The sequence below is a fragment of the Paenibacillus chitinolyticus NBRC 15660 genome, assembly GCF_000739915.1.
Classification (GTDB): domain Bacteria; phylum Bacillota; class Bacilli; order Paenibacillales; family NBRC-103111; genus Paenibacillus_F; species Paenibacillus_F chitinolyticus.
The window spans coordinates 726,671-742,237 of the sequence record NZ_BBJT01000002.1; the positions used below are offsets into that span (position 1 = coordinate 726,671).

Genomic DNA, 15,567 nt, shown 5'->3' on the forward strand with positions numbered 1-15,567 from the left:
CACGATCCGGTTTATTTGACGTTTGTATCGCTGAGCGGGAACGGTTATCCCTTCAAGCCCGGGAAACGCTTTTCCGCCGCCGCGACTATGTCCGCATACACGTCCCTAAGCTCGCGTATCGTCAGCAGCTCGGGAGCGGCTGCGATTTCTTCCGCGGTATGGTTGGCCAGCACGCTGTTCAACCCGTCCAGATTAAATTTCAGTTCTTGATGAGACTGGCTCAATTTCTCCAGAACCACCCCGATTAGCGTCTGATAGTGCTCCATGACAATCTCCCATCTTGTTAAGCTTCCGTCGCCGCCTGCCGGAAAACCGGAGCAAGCGCCGGATACAATTCCAAATAGCGTGCATATTTGGATTCGTAATGCGCCTTTTTCTCCGCATCCGGACTAAACGTCTCGCATTTTCGTCTAATTTTAAAGAGCTCACATAACCGGTCATAGCTGCTTGCCCAGCCCAAGCCGGGAAATCCGAGCGCCGCTGCACCCAGACACGGCAGAAACTGCGATTCCGAAGGCACGGATACTTCCGTACCGAACACATCGGCCAGGACCCGGCACCACTGGCGGCTTCTCGCCCCTCCCCCGATTAAGGTCAGGGATGCAGCCCCTTCGGGCGCTCCGCGCAGCTCCATGACCTGCTTCATCGCGAAGGCGACGCCTTCCAGCACGGCGGCCGCCATATCGGCTTTCGTCGTGGAAGGACGCAGGCCGATGAAGCAGCCCGACGCCTCCTCATCCTGAACGGGGCATCGTTCCCCGTTCAGATAGGGCAGGAACAGGATCTTGTTCCTGCCCCGGTCGGACGCTTCCACGAGGCGTTCAACCGCCTCGTACATCCCGCGGCCGTCCGTTCCGGCCGCTTCCGGCGCGAACACTTCGGCGGCCCAATGATGGGCGTTGCCGGCGTTCGTCAGCGGAGCGACATTGATGTAGCGGCCGGGCTCCGCGTAAGCGAGGTTGAACAGGCCCGACGCCGGGTCCGCCACCCCGCCGGATACGCCCGCGATCCATCCGGTCGTTCCGATGTAGGCGTACACCTCGCCGGGCTCGTAGACACCGGCGCCGAGCGTAGCGGCTCCCGCGTCGCCGATGCCGCACAGAACGGGCGTGCCCTCGGCCAGGCCCGTAAGCCGGCTGCCTTCCGCGTGCACCCGTCCGGCCGTCTCCCCGGAAGGGAGAATGTCCGGCAGCTTGCCTGCGGGAAGCCCCATCCGTACGAGCCAGTCCTCTCTCCACTCCCGCCGCCTGATATCCATGCATCCTGTGGTCGCCGCGGAGGTCGGGTCCGTAACGAAAGCCCCGGTCAGGCGAGCGATGACGTAATCCTTCGAAGAAATGAGATAGCGGCTTGTACGTGCGCAGCTGTCCGCTTCATGCGTTTTCAGCCAGAGCAGCTTAGGGAACGTCAACGTTCCGTCCATCCGGTTGGCCGCGCTTCGGAAAATTTCTTCTTCCCCGATTTCATCGCGGATCATCCGGGCCTCTGCTCCCGCGCGGCTGTCTGAGTACAGGATGGCCGGACGGACAGCGCGACCCTGCTCGTCTACCGGGATACAGTCCTGCATTTGCCCGCTGAACGAGACGAGGCTGATTAGCCCGGCACCGATTCCGTCCCGGAACCACTCATTCACAATCGTGCCTACCGCTTTAAACCATTGCTCGGGCTCCTGCTCGATGAAGGGCGGCTCCTGGCGGCAGGTCAAGGAAACGTTCTGTTCGTGAAACAATTCCCCGTCCCTGTTGACGAGAATTCCTTTTACATGGGTCGTGCCGATATCAAAGGAGGCTATGTATGTCATGATTCTGGTTCCCCCGGCTCCTGAAATCTTTTCACCCATTATACCAATATCGGGACTCCGCCTACAAAGAAAAAAGAGACGTGCCGCCCCGTCCGGACGGCATCGCCTCTTTACTTCGGTTTTTGTGCCGCTTGTTTACGCTCTAGGCGGCTTGTTGTACCCTTTGTCGCCGTATGGCTGAAGACGGTCCAGCCACTTCCGCTCCATCTTTTTCAACGCGTCCTTCAAGTCGAAATAGCCGGTTTTTTTCTTCTCGACGATTTCCAGGATTTCAAAGACAAACTTCTCTTCACCCAGCTCCGTCCAATCTTTCTGAAGCTCCTTGTTCAAATGGGAGCCTATGTTGAGTTCAAAAGTCCGCCCGTTTATATTTTTGAAATTAGGGGAACTTTCCACAAAAATCTTGTCGTTCGTCGTATTGCGGATTTGATATACCCCCGCTTCCGTCTCCATCTCTTTAAACTGCCGAACCAGCTCTGCCCTTCTGTCCATCGCTCTCTCCTCTTTCATTTAACTAAACAATATTTATTTTCGTTTGTATTATATTAGATATTGTAAACTAACGTTTGATCTTAAGTCAATGAGCAATTCTTCTGATTTTGCCCATCCCTGTATCCTGTCCGTCCCCTCTAAACAAGCTGTCCGAAGATGTCGATATAAATAAGGTTGTTCCCGATTGCAATTTTTGGGTCAGGGAACCGGATTTGCATGAACAAGGAGACCGCTTGAATGTCGCTCAGTTTACGCACTACGTTTGCCCTCGTATCCGCCTTGGTTATCTGTCTTCTGACAGGGGTGCTGAGTACGGTGATCGGCAAAAAAACGACCCGTCAGGTCGAAGAATCCATCGGCATCTCGCTCTCTCAAGTCGCTTATCAAATGGCGGACAAGCTGGACCATTTCATGTGGTCGCGCGCCGGTGAAATCGACGTCCTGAGCGAACTGATTTCTAACCGGGAAGCCCCTGGCCCCGGCGACGCCAATGAGCTTCGCAGTTTGCTCGAACAATTGAAAAAAAGCTTTCCTTCCTACACCTGGGTCGCCTTTATCGATCCCGAAGGAAAAGTGACCGCATCGACGGACGGCATTTTGACGGGAACCAACATCGCCTCCCGGCCCGTTTTCACCGAAGGGAAGAAAGGGCGGTTTATCGGGGACGTCCACGAGGCTCTCCTGCTCGCCAAACTTCTGCCCAATCCGTCGGGCGAGCCGCTTCAGTTCGTTGACATCAGCACGCCGGTCTACAACAAGCAGGGTCAGCTTACCGGTGTACTCGCCGCCCATCTCAGTTGGGAGTGGTCCCGGGAAGTCGAAGCCACGCTTTTGCAGCCGCTTAAAGACAAAATGAAACAGCTCGAAGTGCTCATTGTGAGTAAAAAAGAAAATACGGTCCTTCTCGGACCGAAAGAATCGCTGTATCGTCCGCTGGACACAGCAGGCATCCGCCAGGCTCAGGCAGGAGGGAACGGCTGGCTGACGGAAACTTATCCGGACGGGCATACCTATTTGAGCGGCTACGCGTACGGGAACGGCTATCTGGACTATCCCGGGCTGGGCTGGTCCGTTCTCGTAAGGGAACCTGCCGACGTCGCGTTTACGTCCGTTCGCGAACTGAAAACGTACATAACCACAGCCGGTATTATCCTGTCCCTCGTATTTGCGGTGCTTGCCGCATTTCTCGCCGGTTGGGTCGTCCGCCCTCTGCAGAAAATTACCCGCTCCGCGGACCGGCTCCGGAAAGGCGAGTCTGCCTCATTCCCCGCTTTCACGTTTATCCGGGAGATCCGCATCTTATCGGATTCGCTGCGCAATCTCGTGGACAACTTGACGAAAACCGAGCATGCTCTGGACCAGATGTCCGATCTCGCTCTTCACGACAAGCTGACGGGGCTGCCGAACCGGATCGCCTTGGACGCTTATCTGGAGCAGGCGATGCGACAGGCGAAAGAGAACGGGACGACACTGACGTTTCTTTATCTGGATCTGGACGGGTTCAAAAAAGTAAACGATTCGCTGGGACATCTATTCGGAGACAAGCTTCTCCAGCAGACCGCCCTCAGACTCACACAAGGAATGAGTACGGACAGCATCATTACACGGGTGGGCGGAGACGAGTTTGTCATCGTCCTTCCGACGGGCGCTTCCGCTCCCGATCCCGCCGCCATTCGTCTTGCGGGCAGTATTTTGGAGAGAATGAACGAGCCGTTTCTCGTGGATCATCAAGCGTTAAGAATCGGCTGCAGTATAGGCGCAGCGGTATGGCCGCTTCATCATGAAGACCCGATCGAAACGATGCGTCTTGCCGACCAGGCTCTGTATATGTCCAAGCGCAGCGGGAAAAACCGTATGACGTTCAGCCCCGATTCCCGGGAGAACGCGTAACTGCATACCAAAAGGCGGTTTTCCGGGGTATCGTCCCCGTAAAACCGCCTTTTTCACCGTTAAGGGCCCGAACGGGCCGTCTTCGTGCCGCGCTGAAGCTCGGCGATGCTTAAACCGTAGCTGAGCTGGAGATGGGGATAGTCGGGGAAATTGGTCCAATCCCCGCCCCATTCGAAACCGAGCTCCTTGGCAATCGTGACGACCTGCATCCAGTCTTTACGGCCGTCGCCGTTCAAATCGGCATTCATATCCCAAATGATTTTACCGGATTTCGTTTTCAGGGCAAAGTCGATCGCCAGGCCGTAGTTGTGATAAGACTCGCCCGCCTTGGCGTGCGTCACGATTTTTCCTTCGCTTGTACGCCCCTGACTGTACAGCTTGTCCTGTTCTTCCATGCTGCGGAAATCGTCCGTAATGACGATCCTTATGCCGATAGCCGCCGTTTTGGCCAGCAGCTCGTCCATTTTCCGGGCGACTCCCGGGTCCAGTCCGCTCAACAACCGGGCGCTGTCCAATCCGAGCTTCTCGAGATTTTTCTCATCCGATTTGGTCATCACGAGCTGAATCAGCATGATTGCGGACAATACGGCGGCCATAACGGCGAATGCGGCTCTGAACAGCCGCTTTTTCGCGGACATTCCCCGTTTTTGTCTATATTTCAAAACTCCGTCATTTCTCACTTCACTGCGTCGATCCGCTGCCAATCGCTATCCGTAAACTGGCCCATATACCATAGGGAAACCCCTTTTAAGCCGTAATAGCGCGCCAGCCAGATTTTGCGGTCCAAACTGTCGGAATCCTCGTAAAACAATTCGTGCGCGCCTCCATCCGTGTACCGGATATGCCCGAGCAGATAAGGAACGGATAAGGTCGATTTGACTCCGGGTTTCTTGAGACGCTCTTCCACGGCCGAACTCGCCGGCGAGGCGTAGGTAGTCGTTCCGCCCTGATCGATAAACTGGTCCGTTTTCTTGCTCATGCCGAGAACCAGCTTCTCCGCCGGAACGCCCGCTTTAATCGTATCCCTCACGGCTTCGGCCACCAGCGGAAGCGGTGCGGACGGGAGCCGGTCCGGCTTGTACAGAAAATCGTACGCCATGAGAATGACCGTGTCCGCCGTCTTACCTATGGACGGAAGATCGTAGCCTTCGAAATAGTAGGTCGGAGGCACCGTTACGGTGAGTGTTTTGCCTTTCGCCGCTTCCTTGACCTCGCTCAGGAACGCGGCAAATTCGGCTTTCTTGCCCGCCCCGTACAAATCCTCAAAGTCGATGCAAACCCCGGTGAAGCCGTACTTCGGATCTGAAAGAGTTTCCGCAAGCGCTGCCGTAAACGCCTTGCGTGCTGCGGCATCCCCCAGAAACTCTTCCACGCGGTGCGATTTGTTGGCAAAAACCATCAAATCCTTGGAAACGTGACTGGAACTTGCGGAAGCCGTCACTTCTTCCCAGCCGTCCGGCCGGTTGAACTTGAACGGGTCGCCTGCCGAACCGAGCTTCGCGGAGCCGGCACCTTCGTAATTCAGGTGCCACCAGCCAAGGGCAACGCGGTCCAGAAGAGGCATTTTGCCAAGGCTGTTGTACGACTGCACGGCATAAAACCCCGTCACCTCCAGGGGCTTGTTCCCGGCTTCCTTATGCAGCAGCCGGTTGATGACCGCTGCCGCTTCCTGGCGGCTGAGCTGCTTGTCCGGCTCAAGGCCGTTCTCGCTGCCTTCCAGCATTCCGCGGTTCACCGCGTAATAGACGTAAGGCTTCAGCGCCTCGTCGACTCCCGCCGCGTCCGCGAAAGCCCGGCTGCTCTGTTCCCGCTTCCAGCCGCTCGCCAGCCAGCTTGCGCGTTCCGCTTCGCTCAGCTTGTCCAGGAGCAGGCTTCCCATCGCGTAAGCCACCTCTTCCCTGCGGATCGGTGCTGCCGGATGGAAGGCTCCTCCGCTGTCCACCATCGCTTTGATCCAGCCGCGCTGAAGAGCGGCGCCGATCATCGGATAGGACCAGCGGTCCCGGCCGACGTCCGTAAGGGTGACGGGATGACCCGCATCATACCCGGTTTTCGCCGCCGTGACGAGCAGCTTGATAAATTCCTCGCGAGACATGGCCGCAAGCGGATGAAACCCGCCGTCCTGATAGCCGTCCAGCGCCTGTACGGCCGCCAGCGTATAAATATGTTCGGCGGACCAAGCGCTCTCTGGCACGTCCCCGAACGGTTTCAATCTCGATTCATAGGCGTTCGCCGTGGCTGAACCTGTAAGCATACAGCCTAAAACGGCTGCCGCCACCCATTTTTTATTGTTCATTTTGTGCCCTCCCCATGTTTACGTTGTATTGGACGCAGAAAATGACGAAAAGTTACGGTCTCCGTTCCCGGATGCCACATGAAAAAAGCCATCCTTCCGGATGGCCGTCCCTAAAACCTTTCCTTAAAACACTTCGCTCGTAAGCCGCTGCTTCAAAATAGACGCGAGTTCTTCCGCCGTCTCCCAGACAAAAGGCCGGATTTTCTCGGAAGGAGACGCGGTCGTCTCATCCCCGGCCCGTCTGGCTGTCCAGATAACCGGGATATTGCGCCCGAGCGCGTATCCGCCCGCCAGAAACACTTCCGGCCCTTGGGCGCCCAAGTCCGCGATGAGAAGCTTGCTGTCCGCGATCATTCGGATGTTGTAGTCCGCTTCCTTTTCCCTCGGGATTTTCTCCGACGTACGCGGCGCGTAGCCGCACTGCTCAATGACCGGCAGCACTTTCTCCGTCCACTTGAGCCGGGTCTCCACGTCTTCGGGAAGCAGGACGAAGCAAGGCTTAAGCCGTTTGCCGCCCAGACTTTCTTCGGCCGTTTTCCAGCCTTGCGCCGTCAGCTTGAAACTGGACCCCATGCGTTCGAGAAGGCGCTCTTCCTTCAACTTCTCGATGATATAGATCAGCTCCTGCAGGTTGGGCGAATACGTTAAGTTGTAGCTCTTCGGAAGCTGCTGCAGCACGACCGCTTCGTCCGGGCCCCCGCTGTGCCGGTAAAAAAATTGCAGAAGCCGGATGCCTTTGTCTTCTATCGTAACCGGGACACGGGGCGAGTTCCGGATTCCTTCCAGATCGTCAATGGTAAGGCGAACCGTCTCCCCGCAGTCCGTAATCTCCCGGATGTAGGCGGATATGACGGGAAACATGAGATGTTTGGTCTGATAAGACAAAACACTGTAAGGGTCGTAGCTGTCCCGGTGAAGTCCGTAGGAGCCGTCCGGCGAGCAATAGCATCCTGTATATAAATCGTACCCGTCCTCACGGCCGATCGGCACGATTTGATCGCAGAATAAACACCGTTTTTTTTCCATCCTTCCAATCCCCCTTCTCCTTTACCTTTCGTAGCGCGTTGAAGATATGGGGGTGGCGGGCGGCAACTTCCAGCAATCTACCAGCGCCCGGCGATACCCTTTTACCGGTAAAGACCTGACTCCTTCCGGCATGTATGGTAACATAGAGCGGGTAAAGACCTATAACCAAGAACGCGCTTAAAGATCAAGGAGAGCTGCCCATGGCCCAGAACCGCCGTTTAACGACCGACCAGGATTTTAAAGAAGCAATGGACCGCCAATCGCCGGTCCGCGTGTTCAAGAACGATCATATTATAGACACCGGAGCCGTCATTACCCGTTTCGACGATTCCATGGTTGTGGTGCAGACCCGGGTTAGCGAGCTGACTTACCACGACCGTCTCGGCTGCGAGTTTTTCGAAATGAGAAAAAGATAAAGACATAAAACAAGACTGTCTCCCGGGAGACAGTCTTTATCGTTAACCGACCGCAACCAGCATGGCGGGTTCTTGGACGGCCGGTTTCCAGGACGTTTTCTCATCCAGTACACATGCGAATGCCGGACCGCAGTTTGTCGGAATGACCCATACCGTGTGATCGTGGATGACCGAGCGCGGAAGGTGATAACCGGACAAGCCTGCTCGAATTACGGACGCGTAATTTTCCGGGCTGCCTGCTCGCAGCTTCAGCCTGATCGTGCCGTACACTTTGAAACGGCCTCCTTCGCGGATATCCTCGACTCGCGTCCACTCGACCGCATCTACGGATTCCATCCTGAATTCGGCTTTCTCCCCCTGCCCGTTAACCATCTGGACGGGGCTGAGATCAATGCTCTCCCTGTTTAACAGGAAAGCGGCCGTTTCGGCAGCCTGCGATTTATTGGCTGCGGACACCACCAAAGACAGTGAAGCCTGGAACAAAATCACGGGTTCTTCTCTTCTCTCCATAAACAATTAATCTTCTCCTTCTGTGCATGTCAATTAGCGTTTGCCTGTCATAGAGGACCTACTCTTTGAAATCACTCTACAAGATACCTATGACGGAACCCGCTTGGATATGTGCGATTACGCGCATGAATGTGATTATAGATCTTGTGGGCCGAGATGTTTGTCAAACCTTCGGCGATTATTTTCCAATTTTTTGTTGAAAAATGGAAAAGATAAGCCGGAAGTTTTCCGTATCCGGAGCTGCCCGCCCCGTCCCTCTCAATCTACCGGTTCGGATCCGGAAACTCCGGATTTCTCTGCGGGCTGATCTCGGGAGGAACCGTCGGCTTGATTTCCGGTGGAGCTGCCGGCGGTGTTTCGGGTACCTTACGCGGAGCCACTTCCGGCACATCGTTCGGTTTGATTTCCGGCGGTGTCTTAGGTGTTATCTCAGGAGTCTCATTGGAAAAATCGGCCTTGCGGGCTTCTTCATTATTACTCATCATCTAATGAACACCTCCTCTCTTCTTACTTAACCAATCCCGGATAGTTTGAAAGAGAGATAGCGCAAAAAAACCTTCGACACACAGGTAAATATGTTAATATAATGAAAAAATAAGTTTTTTAAGGGGGAGTCTTAAGAAATGGAGCGCTTTTTCGGCGCAAACGAAGCGGAGGGGTTTACCGCTTTTTCGGGAGCGCACTGGGCGGCTTTAACGGTTTTTGCGGCTCTCGTTCTTGCGCTCTATGGTTCGAGGAACTGGTTCACTCGGGGGAATCGGGCTCTGCGGGGACGAATCGCCATCGCCCTCATTCTGGTGCTGTGCGAAACGGGCCTGAACGTGTGGTACGCGGCGGAGGGTATCTACGATGTCCGGTACACCCTTCCGCTTGAACTTTGCAGCATTTCCCTTTATCTCAGTGTGTTTATGCTGCTTTTCAAAAGCAGGCTCCTGTTTCAGGTCGTTTATTTCACCGGAATCGGCGGGGCGCTTATGGCGCTTGCTACGCCGGTACTCTGGTACGCGTTCCCGCATTTCCGTTTTTTTGAATTTTTTGCCGCTCATATCGCCATTATTCTCGGGGTTCTTTATCTGATCTGGGTAGAAGGCTTCCGCCCGACCTTCAAATCCGTGTTCCTGGCCATGGGTTACCTCAATGTGCTGCTGGTCGCAGTCGGGACCGCTAACTTCCTGACCGGGGGCAACTACATGTTCCTGGCGCACAAGCCCGAAACGGCTTCCCTGCTCGACTATCTCGGCCCGTATCCTTGGTACCTTCTGTCTCTGGAAGCCGCGGCTCTCGTCATTTTCCTGCTCATGTATCTTCCGTTCGCTCTCGGCTCCGCCCGGCCAAAAAATCCCCGTCTGCCACATGTCCGGTAGTTTACCTGCCGTTATCTACCCACGTCCGCTTCCGTGTCCGGACAACAAAAAAACGCAGATTCCGTTCCGGACGGAACGGGTCTGCGGGTTCGAAAAACCGGAAACCTCCGGTTTTTTTATTTGTAGGAAACCAACCATGCTTAGCGCGCCTCCACGCTTCTTCATACGCGCACCAGATAGCTTTTATTAAGCTCCGATCGGCTGGAGTTCAAGCTCCAGCTCGTCAATCGCTTCGTGATAAGCCTGCAGCGACTCCCGGACGATCTCGTCGAGCATAGGACCGCTCGTTTCCGGCAGCAGCGCGCGGGCGTAAGCCCAGGCGTTTTCTTCGATGCGCAGCGCGATTCGTCTGCGCTCCAGCTCGCTGTCCGACGTATCCATCAGGGACGCCAGGCGGTCCAGATCCCCGTCTTCGGCATGACCGATTTCGTGGGCAAGGACGATGTCGACGTACGCCTCCAGCAGGTCGTGCGATCCGTAAAGCTGCATGCACTGCGCTTTGATTTCTTCTATATATAAGGTGATGAGATGACGGCCCATATTGTACTTTCCGCCGGCCATCCGTCCTCCGGGAAAATGCGACTCCAGCGTGACTTGAACCTGACTGTTCGATTCGTGCAAAAGCCGAGCGACACGATCTTCAATCAACCGATTTTTCAATCCCTTCCTCGATAGTCTTCGTTAGTCCTACCAGCTATTATATCGAATCCCGGAAAGGAAATAAACCCTTTATTTACCCGCGGTCAGTCCGGCTGAAACAAAAAAACTCCGGTTAATTGCCGCCGAAGTTTTTTTGCCGGAGCTTCCGGCCTGCCTTGCGTTTATTCCCAAGGATATTTGGTCAAGAGGAAGTCTGCAAACGTTTTGCTCGCTTCTCTTCTTACCTTGCGGATTTCCGCCCGGTGTTCGGCGGTTTCGTAAAGCTTGTTCTCTTCTTCCGTTTCGGGGATGACTCTCGGAACCGGAACCGCCTTGTTGTTCTCGTCCAGGCCGACAAAGGTCAGAAAAGAGGTCGCCGCGATTTTTCTTTCGCCGGTCACCAGGTCTTCCGTGATGACTTTGACGAACACCTCCATGGACGTTCTGCCTGTCCAGGTGACGAAGGACTCGAGGGAAACCGAATCGGAAGGACGGATCGGATATAGAAAATCGACGGAGTCCGTGGATGCCGTAACAGCCGTTACCCGGCAGAGCTTGGATGCCGAGATGGAGGCAATATCGTCGATATAAGACATCAGCTTACCGCCGAACATCGTGTTGTGGTTGTTAACATCGGGAGGGAATACCCGGGCTACTTTCATACATCTTGTTTCTTTGACAAATTTGCTTTCCATTATGCAGACGCTTCTTTCGTAGTTAGAATTTGGTAAAGTGTTCTATTCCGCGGGGATAACCCTGAATTTTGACGGACTCCCAGTGTAACAATTTCTTTAACGGTTTGTCAAAGCACCTTTTAAGTTTTTCCACTAATCTCCCGTTTCATCCTGCAATCTCCTGCAAATCACCCGTCCCGCCAGCCGGCAGGGTCTTGCACACAAAAAAAGCTGATTTTCGCCAACCGAAAACCAGCTTCTTCTCTTAATTTTTGTACTCTTTGATATAACCGATCCATTTCATCAGCACGTCCTCGATTTCCGCGATCCGGAAAGGCTTGCTGACATAATCCTGCATCCCGCTCGCCAGGCACTTCATCCGGTCTTCTTTGCGGGCGTAGGCCGTCACGGCCACGATTACGGGACTGTTGTCACCGGGGGCCGCCTCCCGGATTCGTCTTGCCGCCTCAAGGCCGTCCATGTTGGGCATCGCGATATCCATAAAGATAAGATCGTATGCTTTACGCGCAAAAGCTTCCACCGCCTCGGCCCCGTCCTCCGCGATGTCGGGTTCGAACCCCCGCTTTCTCAGAATCGTCTGCAGGAGCTTCCGGTTCATCGGATTGTCTTCCGCAATCAGAATGGATAAGTCCTCGCCATTCCGGGAATCGCTCCGCGAAGAAGCCGAAGGCAGCAGAGACAGGGCCGGATAAACGGGTCCCGCTGAATCCGAGAAGCGGAACAACAGATAGGCACCGGTCAGGTCCAGTTCCTTCGAAACGGCTATTTTCTCCGGAAGCCTGATTTTTCGTTCCGACGTGAACGTATATCCTCGTGGTTTAGACTTTACGGACCTGGGTCCCGCGGAACTTCCGTCCGCTCCGCCGGACGACCTGCCGCCCTCTGCTTGATTATACGGCATTTGCTTTCCCATTCCATGTAAGTGTATCAAGAGTTCCGGATTCCTCCTTTGGCGATTGGATTCAATAAAAAGCAAGAGCCAAGAAACGCGCTTCCGCGCGATCTTGGCTCATGACCAGCGTATGTAGGATATCTGGGCATTCAGTCCGTATGATTTTATTTAAATGTATAGACCAGAACGCTTCTGTCTCTCTCGAAATCCCAGTCCAGATACAAACCCGTCACCGTTCTTCCAATCGCTTGTTCCATATCTACATCGTGCAGTAAGAGCTTCTTTTCAAGGGACGTTTTGGCGACCCTCAGGGCGTTCTCGTACCCCGTATTAATCAGCTCTTTTTCCAGCATGATGAGCAAGCCTTCCCTGACGATAATAAGTGTTCGCGGATTCGTCCAGAACGAATAAATATGGTCGGGAATTTTTTGTACGTGTGCCGTTACTTCGCTCACCTGCTGATGAACTTTCTCGTATCCGGCGTATTTCTCCTGTATATCCGCATCGAGGGATTTATTCGTCAGGCCGATCATGATGCCCGAGTGGTCTTCCAAATCCCAGTCATAATAGATTTCCTCGATCGCAATACCTACGGTCTGAGTAATGAATTCCTTCAAGTCCGGCAGCAGCACATCCATGACCATTTGGCGGGTTTCGCGGACGGCTTCGCCTTTCTGCTTATCCAGCAGAATCATTTCCACTGCACTTACGAAATTCCGGAAATGTAGAGTAATGCCGTGTTCATTATACGAGATAAAAATGGACTCAGGTCCTTTGCCAAAACGTTCCCTGAGCATCTTTCCCGTCTGGCTTGATAATTGGCTCAGTGCAGTCTTCTTTTCCAAAAGTAACCTTCCTTTAAACCGTTGGCGTCTATGTCCAAGGATCCTAAATTTGTCTGCCCAAAAATCAATGGCGTTCATGTCCAGTGATCCATTAGAAATTATAATACAATTTGCGCGTTTTATAAAGGAATTCTTATCCTGCCCGGTTTCGGATTTTTTATGAAAAAGGGAAATGCCCCCGGCCTGCATGGCGGTTCCGCGCCCTCTTCAAATGCTTAAAAACGTTCTTCTTTTAATACACGCGGCTCAGCGGCCATTTATTCATCTTTATAGGCTACGCGCAAGCCAAGGGCAAAAAAATAGCCCCCGAATGGGGGCTGCCGATCGTACGCATGCGGTTGGCGTGCGGCTGTTTACTGGAGCGTCAGCGAATAAACGGCGCGTTCCGTTTTCAGCACGACGCTGTCTTCGTTTAAATCCGCCACGGAGAGGCCTTTGAGCGGGATAACAAAAGTTCCTTGGGGGAGGGCTTCTTCGCTGCCGTTATTAAGGACCGTTCCTTCCCCGTAAAGAAGCAAAGCGCTGCCGTTCGTATAGTCGTCCGGAGCATCGGGCTGATACTCCCGGTATTCAACCCGGCTCAATTGAAGGTCGACCCGGTCGATATCTTCCTGTTCTTCTTTGGCGATCCGGATTGCCTTGTTTGCGTTGGAATTTAACCAGTCCGTGACGGGCTGGATCTCGTTAGCCATGGGTAACCCTCCTTCTCGTAATGAGGCTCTCTCTTCTTTTACCCCGATTCTGTATAAGTTGAACGGAATCTTTCGTTTTCATTCTCCGGATCGCCGAAGCAGGGAGCCGTCAGCCGATATACCGGGATAAAACCGATTGGTATACGGATTTGGGCCGCAGGCCGACAAGCTTCTCCACCGGCTCGCCCCGATGCAGGACAAGCACGGTAGGCATCGACATGACACCGAAAGCCGAAGCCGCTTCCGGCGAGTCGTCGCAATCGACTTTCAGGATGTTCACTTTGCCGGCATATTCGGTACTGAGTTCTTCCAGAATCGGAAGAAGCGTTTTGCATGGCGGGCACCACACGGCGGTAAAATCGATGACGGTCACGCCTCCATCGGAAATATGGTCCAGATACGTTGCATCGTTGACGGTTGTCAGGCTCATTGAAATTTCTCCTCCTTGGTTCCGTTATTTAAAATATAATGGATTCTTTCCTCCAGATTCGATTTGATGCTCTGCAGCACCCCGATCTGCTCTTCGATTTCCGAAAGCTTTTGCTTATAAACCGGAAGCACTTCGGAACAGAAGGCCTCATTGTTCATCAGCACGCAGTGAAGAAACCCGGAAATTTGCTCGGTATTGAGGCCGAGCCCGAGGTACAACTGGATTGTCCGCACCTGTTCTACGGCGAAGGAAGTATATTCCCGGTATCCGTTATCCCCGCGGACCGGCGCAAGCAGCCCTTGTTCCTCATAGTAGCGGAGGGAGCGGATACTGACTCCGGTACGGGCGGAAAGTTCTCCGATTTTCATTCCGGCAAACTCCTTTCTGCCTTTATTTGCTCCTGAGGCTATTATAAACCCTCACATAAATGTCAGTGTCAACAGCAAAAAAAGCCCGGATTATATTCCGGGCCGCGCTATTAATGAGACGAAGCGTGACAGATCGATGCCCCCGCTGCCGCTTGCGAAGGCAAGACTTTTGCAGGCTCAGCCGCAGCGTCCGCTTCCGTCCGTGTTTTCTTCCAATTCAGCGATTTTGTGGCTCATCGAAGGGACTTGGCGGAGCAGCTCCAGAGTCAGGTCCTTGTGGTCGGCCGCCAGTGAATAATAGATCCACTGTCCCTTTCTCCTCTCGCTCACCAGTCCCGCATCCTTCATCTTTCGCAGATGCTGCGAAATGCTCGGCTGGGACATGCCCGTCACGTCCACCAGGTCGCAGACGCAGAGCTCCCGTTCCCGCAGAAGGGCAAGAATCGTCAGCCGGGTTTTGTCCCCCATGAGCTTAAACGTATCGGCCAAGCTTTGCAGTTGTTCCACCTTTTAAGCTCCTTCCGTATTTGCATATGCTTACATAATAATATAATGGAATCCGCTTGAGGAGCAACTGCGCCTCTTCCCGCATGAAGCCGGAGCGATAAGCCGGTAAAAACCAAAACAGCCTGCCGGGGCAGACTGCTTGGGGGTGCTTGCTTATTTGTATTTGCGCCAATCCATCTCGCTGTTGGCCAGCAAATGTTCGAAATTGTTGTCGAGCCTTTTCTGCTCGGCCTTGCGGGCCTCCGCCGCCTTCCGCTGCTCTTCCTCGCGGCGCTTCGCTTCGTCCGCCTTCATCTGATCGGATTGGGCCTTCAACTTCTCGATGACCTGCGGGTTAAGCAGGTCCTTAAGCGTTGCGGGCTTATCCGTATCGGCGGCACGCGGCGCAGGGGCGGGTCTGTTCTTTTTCCCCATCACTCATCACCTCGGTTCCCACATTATAGCAGGTTCGCAGGCTGTATTCCAGCCTTTCCGGGCCTGCTTACGTGCCCGATAAGGCCGGGCGTCAAGCATCGGCCGCACACCGGAACCCGATATTCCCGGCGGAGCTGTCCGGCGTGCTTTTATTCCTTGCGGCTGCCCGGTACCGGTTGCAGTAGATTTGTGGCAGAGATAGGAGCCTCCGCGCATAACGCGGCTATCCCCGGAAGCCGGCCCTTACGGGTTGTCGGAGGGGCCCGATGAGAGCTTATCCTCCCGCAAAA

20 protein-coding genes and 1 pseudogene are annotated in these 15,567 nt (G+C 54.2%); 3 read left to right on the top strand and 18 right to left on the bottom strand.

Going from position 1 to position 15,567, the window contains the following annotated elements; all coding sequences use genetic code 11:
• Nucleotides 1-44 precede the first annotated feature (44 nt).
• The 3 genes from PCH01S_RS04715 to PCH01S_RS04725 all read right to left on the bottom strand — a co-directional run bounded on the left by PCH01S_RS04715 (nt 45) and on the right by PCH01S_RS04725 (nt 2,293).
• Complete coding sequence (locus PCH01S_RS04715; protein WP_009672673.1) at nt 45-266, bottom strand: hypothetical protein; 222 nt, start codon at nt 264-266, stop codon at nt 45-47.
• A gap of 17 nt (nt 267-283) precedes the next feature.
• Nucleotides 284-1,801: a xylulokinase gene (locus PCH01S_RS04720; RefSeq protein WP_042227193.1), complete on the bottom strand. Its 1,518-nt coding sequence runs from the start codon at nt 1,799-1,801 to the stop codon at nt 284-286.
• Between the two features lie 135 nt (nt 1,802-1,936).
• On the bottom strand, nt 1,937-2,293 hold the full coding sequence (locus PCH01S_RS04725; protein ID WP_042227195.1) for a GIY-YIG nuclease family protein: 357 nt from the start codon (nt 2,291-2,293) through the stop codon (nt 1,937-1,939).
• 237 nt (nt 2,294-2,530) lie between these two features.
• Here PCH01S_RS04725 and PCH01S_RS04730 point away from each other — a divergent pair, with 237 nt between their 5' ends.
• Nucleotides 2,531-4,183: a sensor domain-containing diguanylate cyclase gene (locus PCH01S_RS04730; RefSeq protein WP_042227198.1), complete on the top strand. Its 1,653-nt coding sequence runs from the start codon at nt 2,531-2,533 to the stop codon at nt 4,181-4,183.
• Nucleotides 4,184-4,242: 59 nt separating this feature from the next.
• On the opposite strand, the gene PCH01S_RS04735 is transcribed toward PCH01S_RS04730, so the two are convergent.
• From PCH01S_RS04735 to PCH01S_RS04745, 3 genes are all read right to left on the bottom strand, one after another.
• Nucleotides 4,243-4,821 (bottom strand): M15 family metallopeptidase, encoded by a 579-nt coding sequence (locus PCH01S_RS04735; RefSeq protein WP_084706524.1) that lies wholly within the window; start codon nt 4,819-4,821, stop codon nt 4,243-4,245.
• 38 nt (nt 4,822-4,859) lie between these two features.
• A complete protein-coding gene (locus PCH01S_RS04740) occupies nt 4,860-6,479 on the bottom strand; it encodes a glycosyl hydrolase family 18 protein (protein WP_042227199.1) in 1,620 nt (539 codons plus the stop codon).
• A 123-nt stretch (nt 6,480-6,602) separates the two neighbouring features.
• Nucleotides 6,603-7,505, bottom strand: a complete 903-nt coding sequence (locus PCH01S_RS04745; RefSeq protein ID WP_042227201.1) for a hypothetical protein — start codon at nt 7,503-7,505, stop codon at nt 6,603-6,605.
• A gap of 200 nt (nt 7,506-7,705) precedes the next feature.
• On the opposite strand from PCH01S_RS04745, the gene PCH01S_RS04750 reads away from it, so the two are divergent.
• A complete protein-coding gene (locus tag PCH01S_RS04750) occupies nt 7,706-7,921 on the top strand; it encodes a hypothetical protein (RefSeq protein ID WP_042227202.1) in 216 nt (71 codons plus the stop codon).
• A 42-nt stretch (nt 7,922-7,963) separates the two neighbouring features.
• On the opposite strand, the gene PCH01S_RS04755 is transcribed toward PCH01S_RS04750, so the two are convergent.
• Both PCH01S_RS04755 and PCH01S_RS04760 read right to left on the bottom strand, forming a co-directional pair.
• A complete protein-coding gene (locus PCH01S_RS04755) occupies nt 7,964-8,431 on the bottom strand; it encodes a hypothetical protein (protein ID WP_241688706.1) in 468 nt (155 codons plus the stop codon).
• Nucleotides 8,432-8,694: 263 nt separating this feature from the next.
• Nucleotides 8,695-8,916: a hypothetical protein gene (locus tag PCH01S_RS04760; RefSeq protein WP_042227206.1), complete on the bottom strand. Its 222-nt coding sequence runs from the start codon at nt 8,914-8,916 to the stop codon at nt 8,695-8,697.
• A 138-nt stretch (nt 8,917-9,054) separates the two neighbouring features.
• Between PCH01S_RS04760 and PCH01S_RS04765 the strand changes: the two genes are divergently transcribed.
• Nucleotides 9,055-9,795 (top strand): YwaF family protein, encoded by a 741-nt coding sequence (locus tag PCH01S_RS04765; protein WP_042227208.1) that lies wholly within the window; start codon nt 9,055-9,057, stop codon nt 9,793-9,795.
• A gap of 186 nt (nt 9,796-9,981) precedes the next feature.
• Here the strand turns inward: PCH01S_RS04765 and PCH01S_RS04770 are convergent, their stop codons facing one another.
• From PCH01S_RS04770 to PCH01S_RS29620, 10 genes and pseudogenes are all read right to left on the bottom strand, one after another.
• Nucleotides 9,982-10,455 (bottom strand): hypothetical protein, encoded by a 474-nt coding sequence (locus PCH01S_RS04770; protein ID WP_042227210.1) that lies wholly within the window; start codon nt 10,453-10,455, stop codon nt 9,982-9,984.
• Between the two features lie 161 nt (nt 10,456-10,616).
• The gene (locus PCH01S_RS04775) at nt 10,617-11,129 is read right to left on the bottom strand and encodes an acyl-CoA thioesterase (RefSeq protein WP_042227212.1); all 513 of its coding nucleotides are present in this window, start codon (nt 11,127-11,129) and stop codon (nt 10,617-10,619) included.
• 244 nt (nt 11,130-11,373) lie between these two features.
• Entirely contained in the window at nt 11,374-12,060 is a 687-nt protein-coding gene (locus PCH01S_RS04780) for a response regulator (RefSeq protein WP_241688707.1), read from the bottom strand.
• A 125-nt stretch (nt 12,061-12,185) separates the two neighbouring features.
• Nucleotides 12,186-12,866, bottom strand: coding sequence for a Na-translocating system protein MpsC family protein (locus PCH01S_RS04785; protein ID WP_042227214.1), 681 nt, complete (start codon nt 12,864-12,866; stop codon nt 12,186-12,188).
• Nucleotides 12,867-13,219: 353 nt separating this feature from the next.
• Nucleotides 13,220-13,558 carry a hypothetical protein gene (locus PCH01S_RS04790; RefSeq protein WP_042227216.1) on the bottom strand — a complete coding sequence of 113 codons (339 nt, stop codon included), beginning with the start codon at nt 13,556-13,558 and terminating at the stop codon, nt 13,220-13,222.
• A 109-nt stretch (nt 13,559-13,667) separates the two neighbouring features.
• Nucleotides 13,668-13,988 carry a thioredoxin family protein gene (locus PCH01S_RS04795; RefSeq protein WP_042227217.1) on the bottom strand — a complete coding sequence of 107 codons (321 nt, stop codon included), beginning with the start codon at nt 13,986-13,988 and terminating at the stop codon, nt 13,668-13,670.
• The gene (locus PCH01S_RS04800; protein WP_042227218.1) at nt 13,985-14,356 is read right to left on the bottom strand and encodes a MerR family transcriptional regulator; all 372 of its coding nucleotides are present in this window, start codon (nt 14,354-14,356) and stop codon (nt 13,985-13,987) included. Before PCH01S_RS04800 ends, PCH01S_RS04795 begins: the two co-directional genes overlap by 4 nt.
• A 177-nt stretch (nt 14,357-14,533) precedes the next feature.
• Complete coding sequence (locus PCH01S_RS04805) at nt 14,534-14,863, bottom strand: ArsR/SmtB family transcription factor (RefSeq protein WP_042227219.1); 330 nt, start codon at nt 14,861-14,863, stop codon at nt 14,534-14,536.
• A 153-nt stretch (nt 14,864-15,016) separates the two neighbouring features.
• A complete protein-coding gene (locus tag PCH01S_RS04810) occupies nt 15,017-15,277 on the bottom strand; it encodes a YqkE family protein (protein ID WP_009672917.1) in 261 nt (86 codons plus the stop codon).
• 91 nt (nt 15,278-15,368) lie between these two features.
• Nucleotides 15,369-15,502, bottom strand: a pseudogene (locus tag PCH01S_RS29620) (SUMF1/EgtB/PvdO family nonheme iron enzyme); the annotation flags it as partial.
• Nucleotides 15,503-15,567 lie beyond the last annotated feature (65 nt).

What these genes read in the sequence shown, in the direction of transcription:
- PCH01S_RS04715 (WP_009672673.1), bottom strand. Translation starts at nt 266, where the DNA reads ATGGAGCACTATCAGACGCTAATCGGGGTGGTTCTGGAGAAATTGAGC.
- PCH01S_RS04795 (WP_042227217.1), bottom strand. Translation starts at nt 13,988, where the DNA reads ATGAGCCTGACAACCGTCAACGATGCAACGTATCTGGACCATATTTCC.
- PCH01S_RS04755 (WP_241688706.1), bottom strand. Translation starts at nt 8,431, where the DNA reads ATGGAGAGAAGAGAAGAACCCGTGATTTTGTTCCAGGCTTCACTGTCT.
- PCH01S_RS04750 (WP_042227202.1), top strand. Translation starts at nt 7,706, where the DNA reads ATGGCCCAGAACCGCCGTTTAACGACCGACCAGGATTTTAAAGAAGCA.
- PCH01S_RS04800 (WP_042227218.1), bottom strand. Translation starts at nt 14,356, where the DNA reads ATGAAAATCGGAGAACTTTCCGCCCGTACCGGAGTCAGTATCCGCTCC.
- PCH01S_RS04810 (WP_009672917.1), bottom strand. Translation starts at nt 15,277, where the DNA reads ATGGGGAAAAAGAACAGACCCGCCCCTGCGCCGCGTGCCGCCGATACG.
- PCH01S_RS04725 (WP_042227195.1), bottom strand. Translation starts at nt 2,293, where the DNA reads ATGGACAGAAGGGCAGAGCTGGTTCGGCAGTTTAAAGAGATGGAGACG.
- PCH01S_RS04735 (WP_084706524.1), bottom strand. Translation starts at nt 4,821, where the DNA reads ATGTCCGCGAAAAAGCGGCTGTTCAGAGCCGCATTCGCCGTTATGGCC.
- PCH01S_RS04745 (WP_042227201.1), bottom strand. Translation starts at nt 7,505, where the DNA reads ATGGAAAAAAAACGGTGTTTATTCTGCGATCAAATCGTGCCGATCGGC.
- PCH01S_RS04720 (WP_042227193.1), bottom strand. Translation starts at nt 1,801, where the DNA reads ATGACATACATAGCCTCCTTTGATATCGGCACGACCCATGTAAAAGGA.
- PCH01S_RS04760 (WP_042227206.1), bottom strand. Translation starts at nt 8,916, where the DNA reads ATGATGAGTAATAATGAAGAAGCCCGCAAGGCCGATTTTTCCAATGAG.
- PCH01S_RS04730 (WP_042227198.1), top strand. Translation starts at nt 2,531, where the DNA reads ATGTCGCTCAGTTTACGCACTACGTTTGCCCTCGTATCCGCCTTGGTT.
- PCH01S_RS04740 (WP_042227199.1), bottom strand. Translation starts at nt 6,479, where the DNA reads ATGAACAATAAAAAATGGGTGGCGGCAGCCGTTTTAGGCTGTATGCTT.
- PCH01S_RS04775 (WP_042227212.1), bottom strand. Translation starts at nt 11,129, where the DNA reads ATGGAAAGCAAATTTGTCAAAGAAACAAGATGTATGAAAGTAGCCCGG.
- PCH01S_RS04765 (WP_042227208.1), top strand. Translation starts at nt 9,055, where the DNA reads ATGGAGCGCTTTTTCGGCGCAAACGAAGCGGAGGGGTTTACCGCTTTT.
- PCH01S_RS04790 (WP_042227216.1), bottom strand. Translation starts at nt 13,558, where the DNA reads ATGGCTAACGAGATCCAGCCCGTCACGGACTGGTTAAATTCCAACGCA.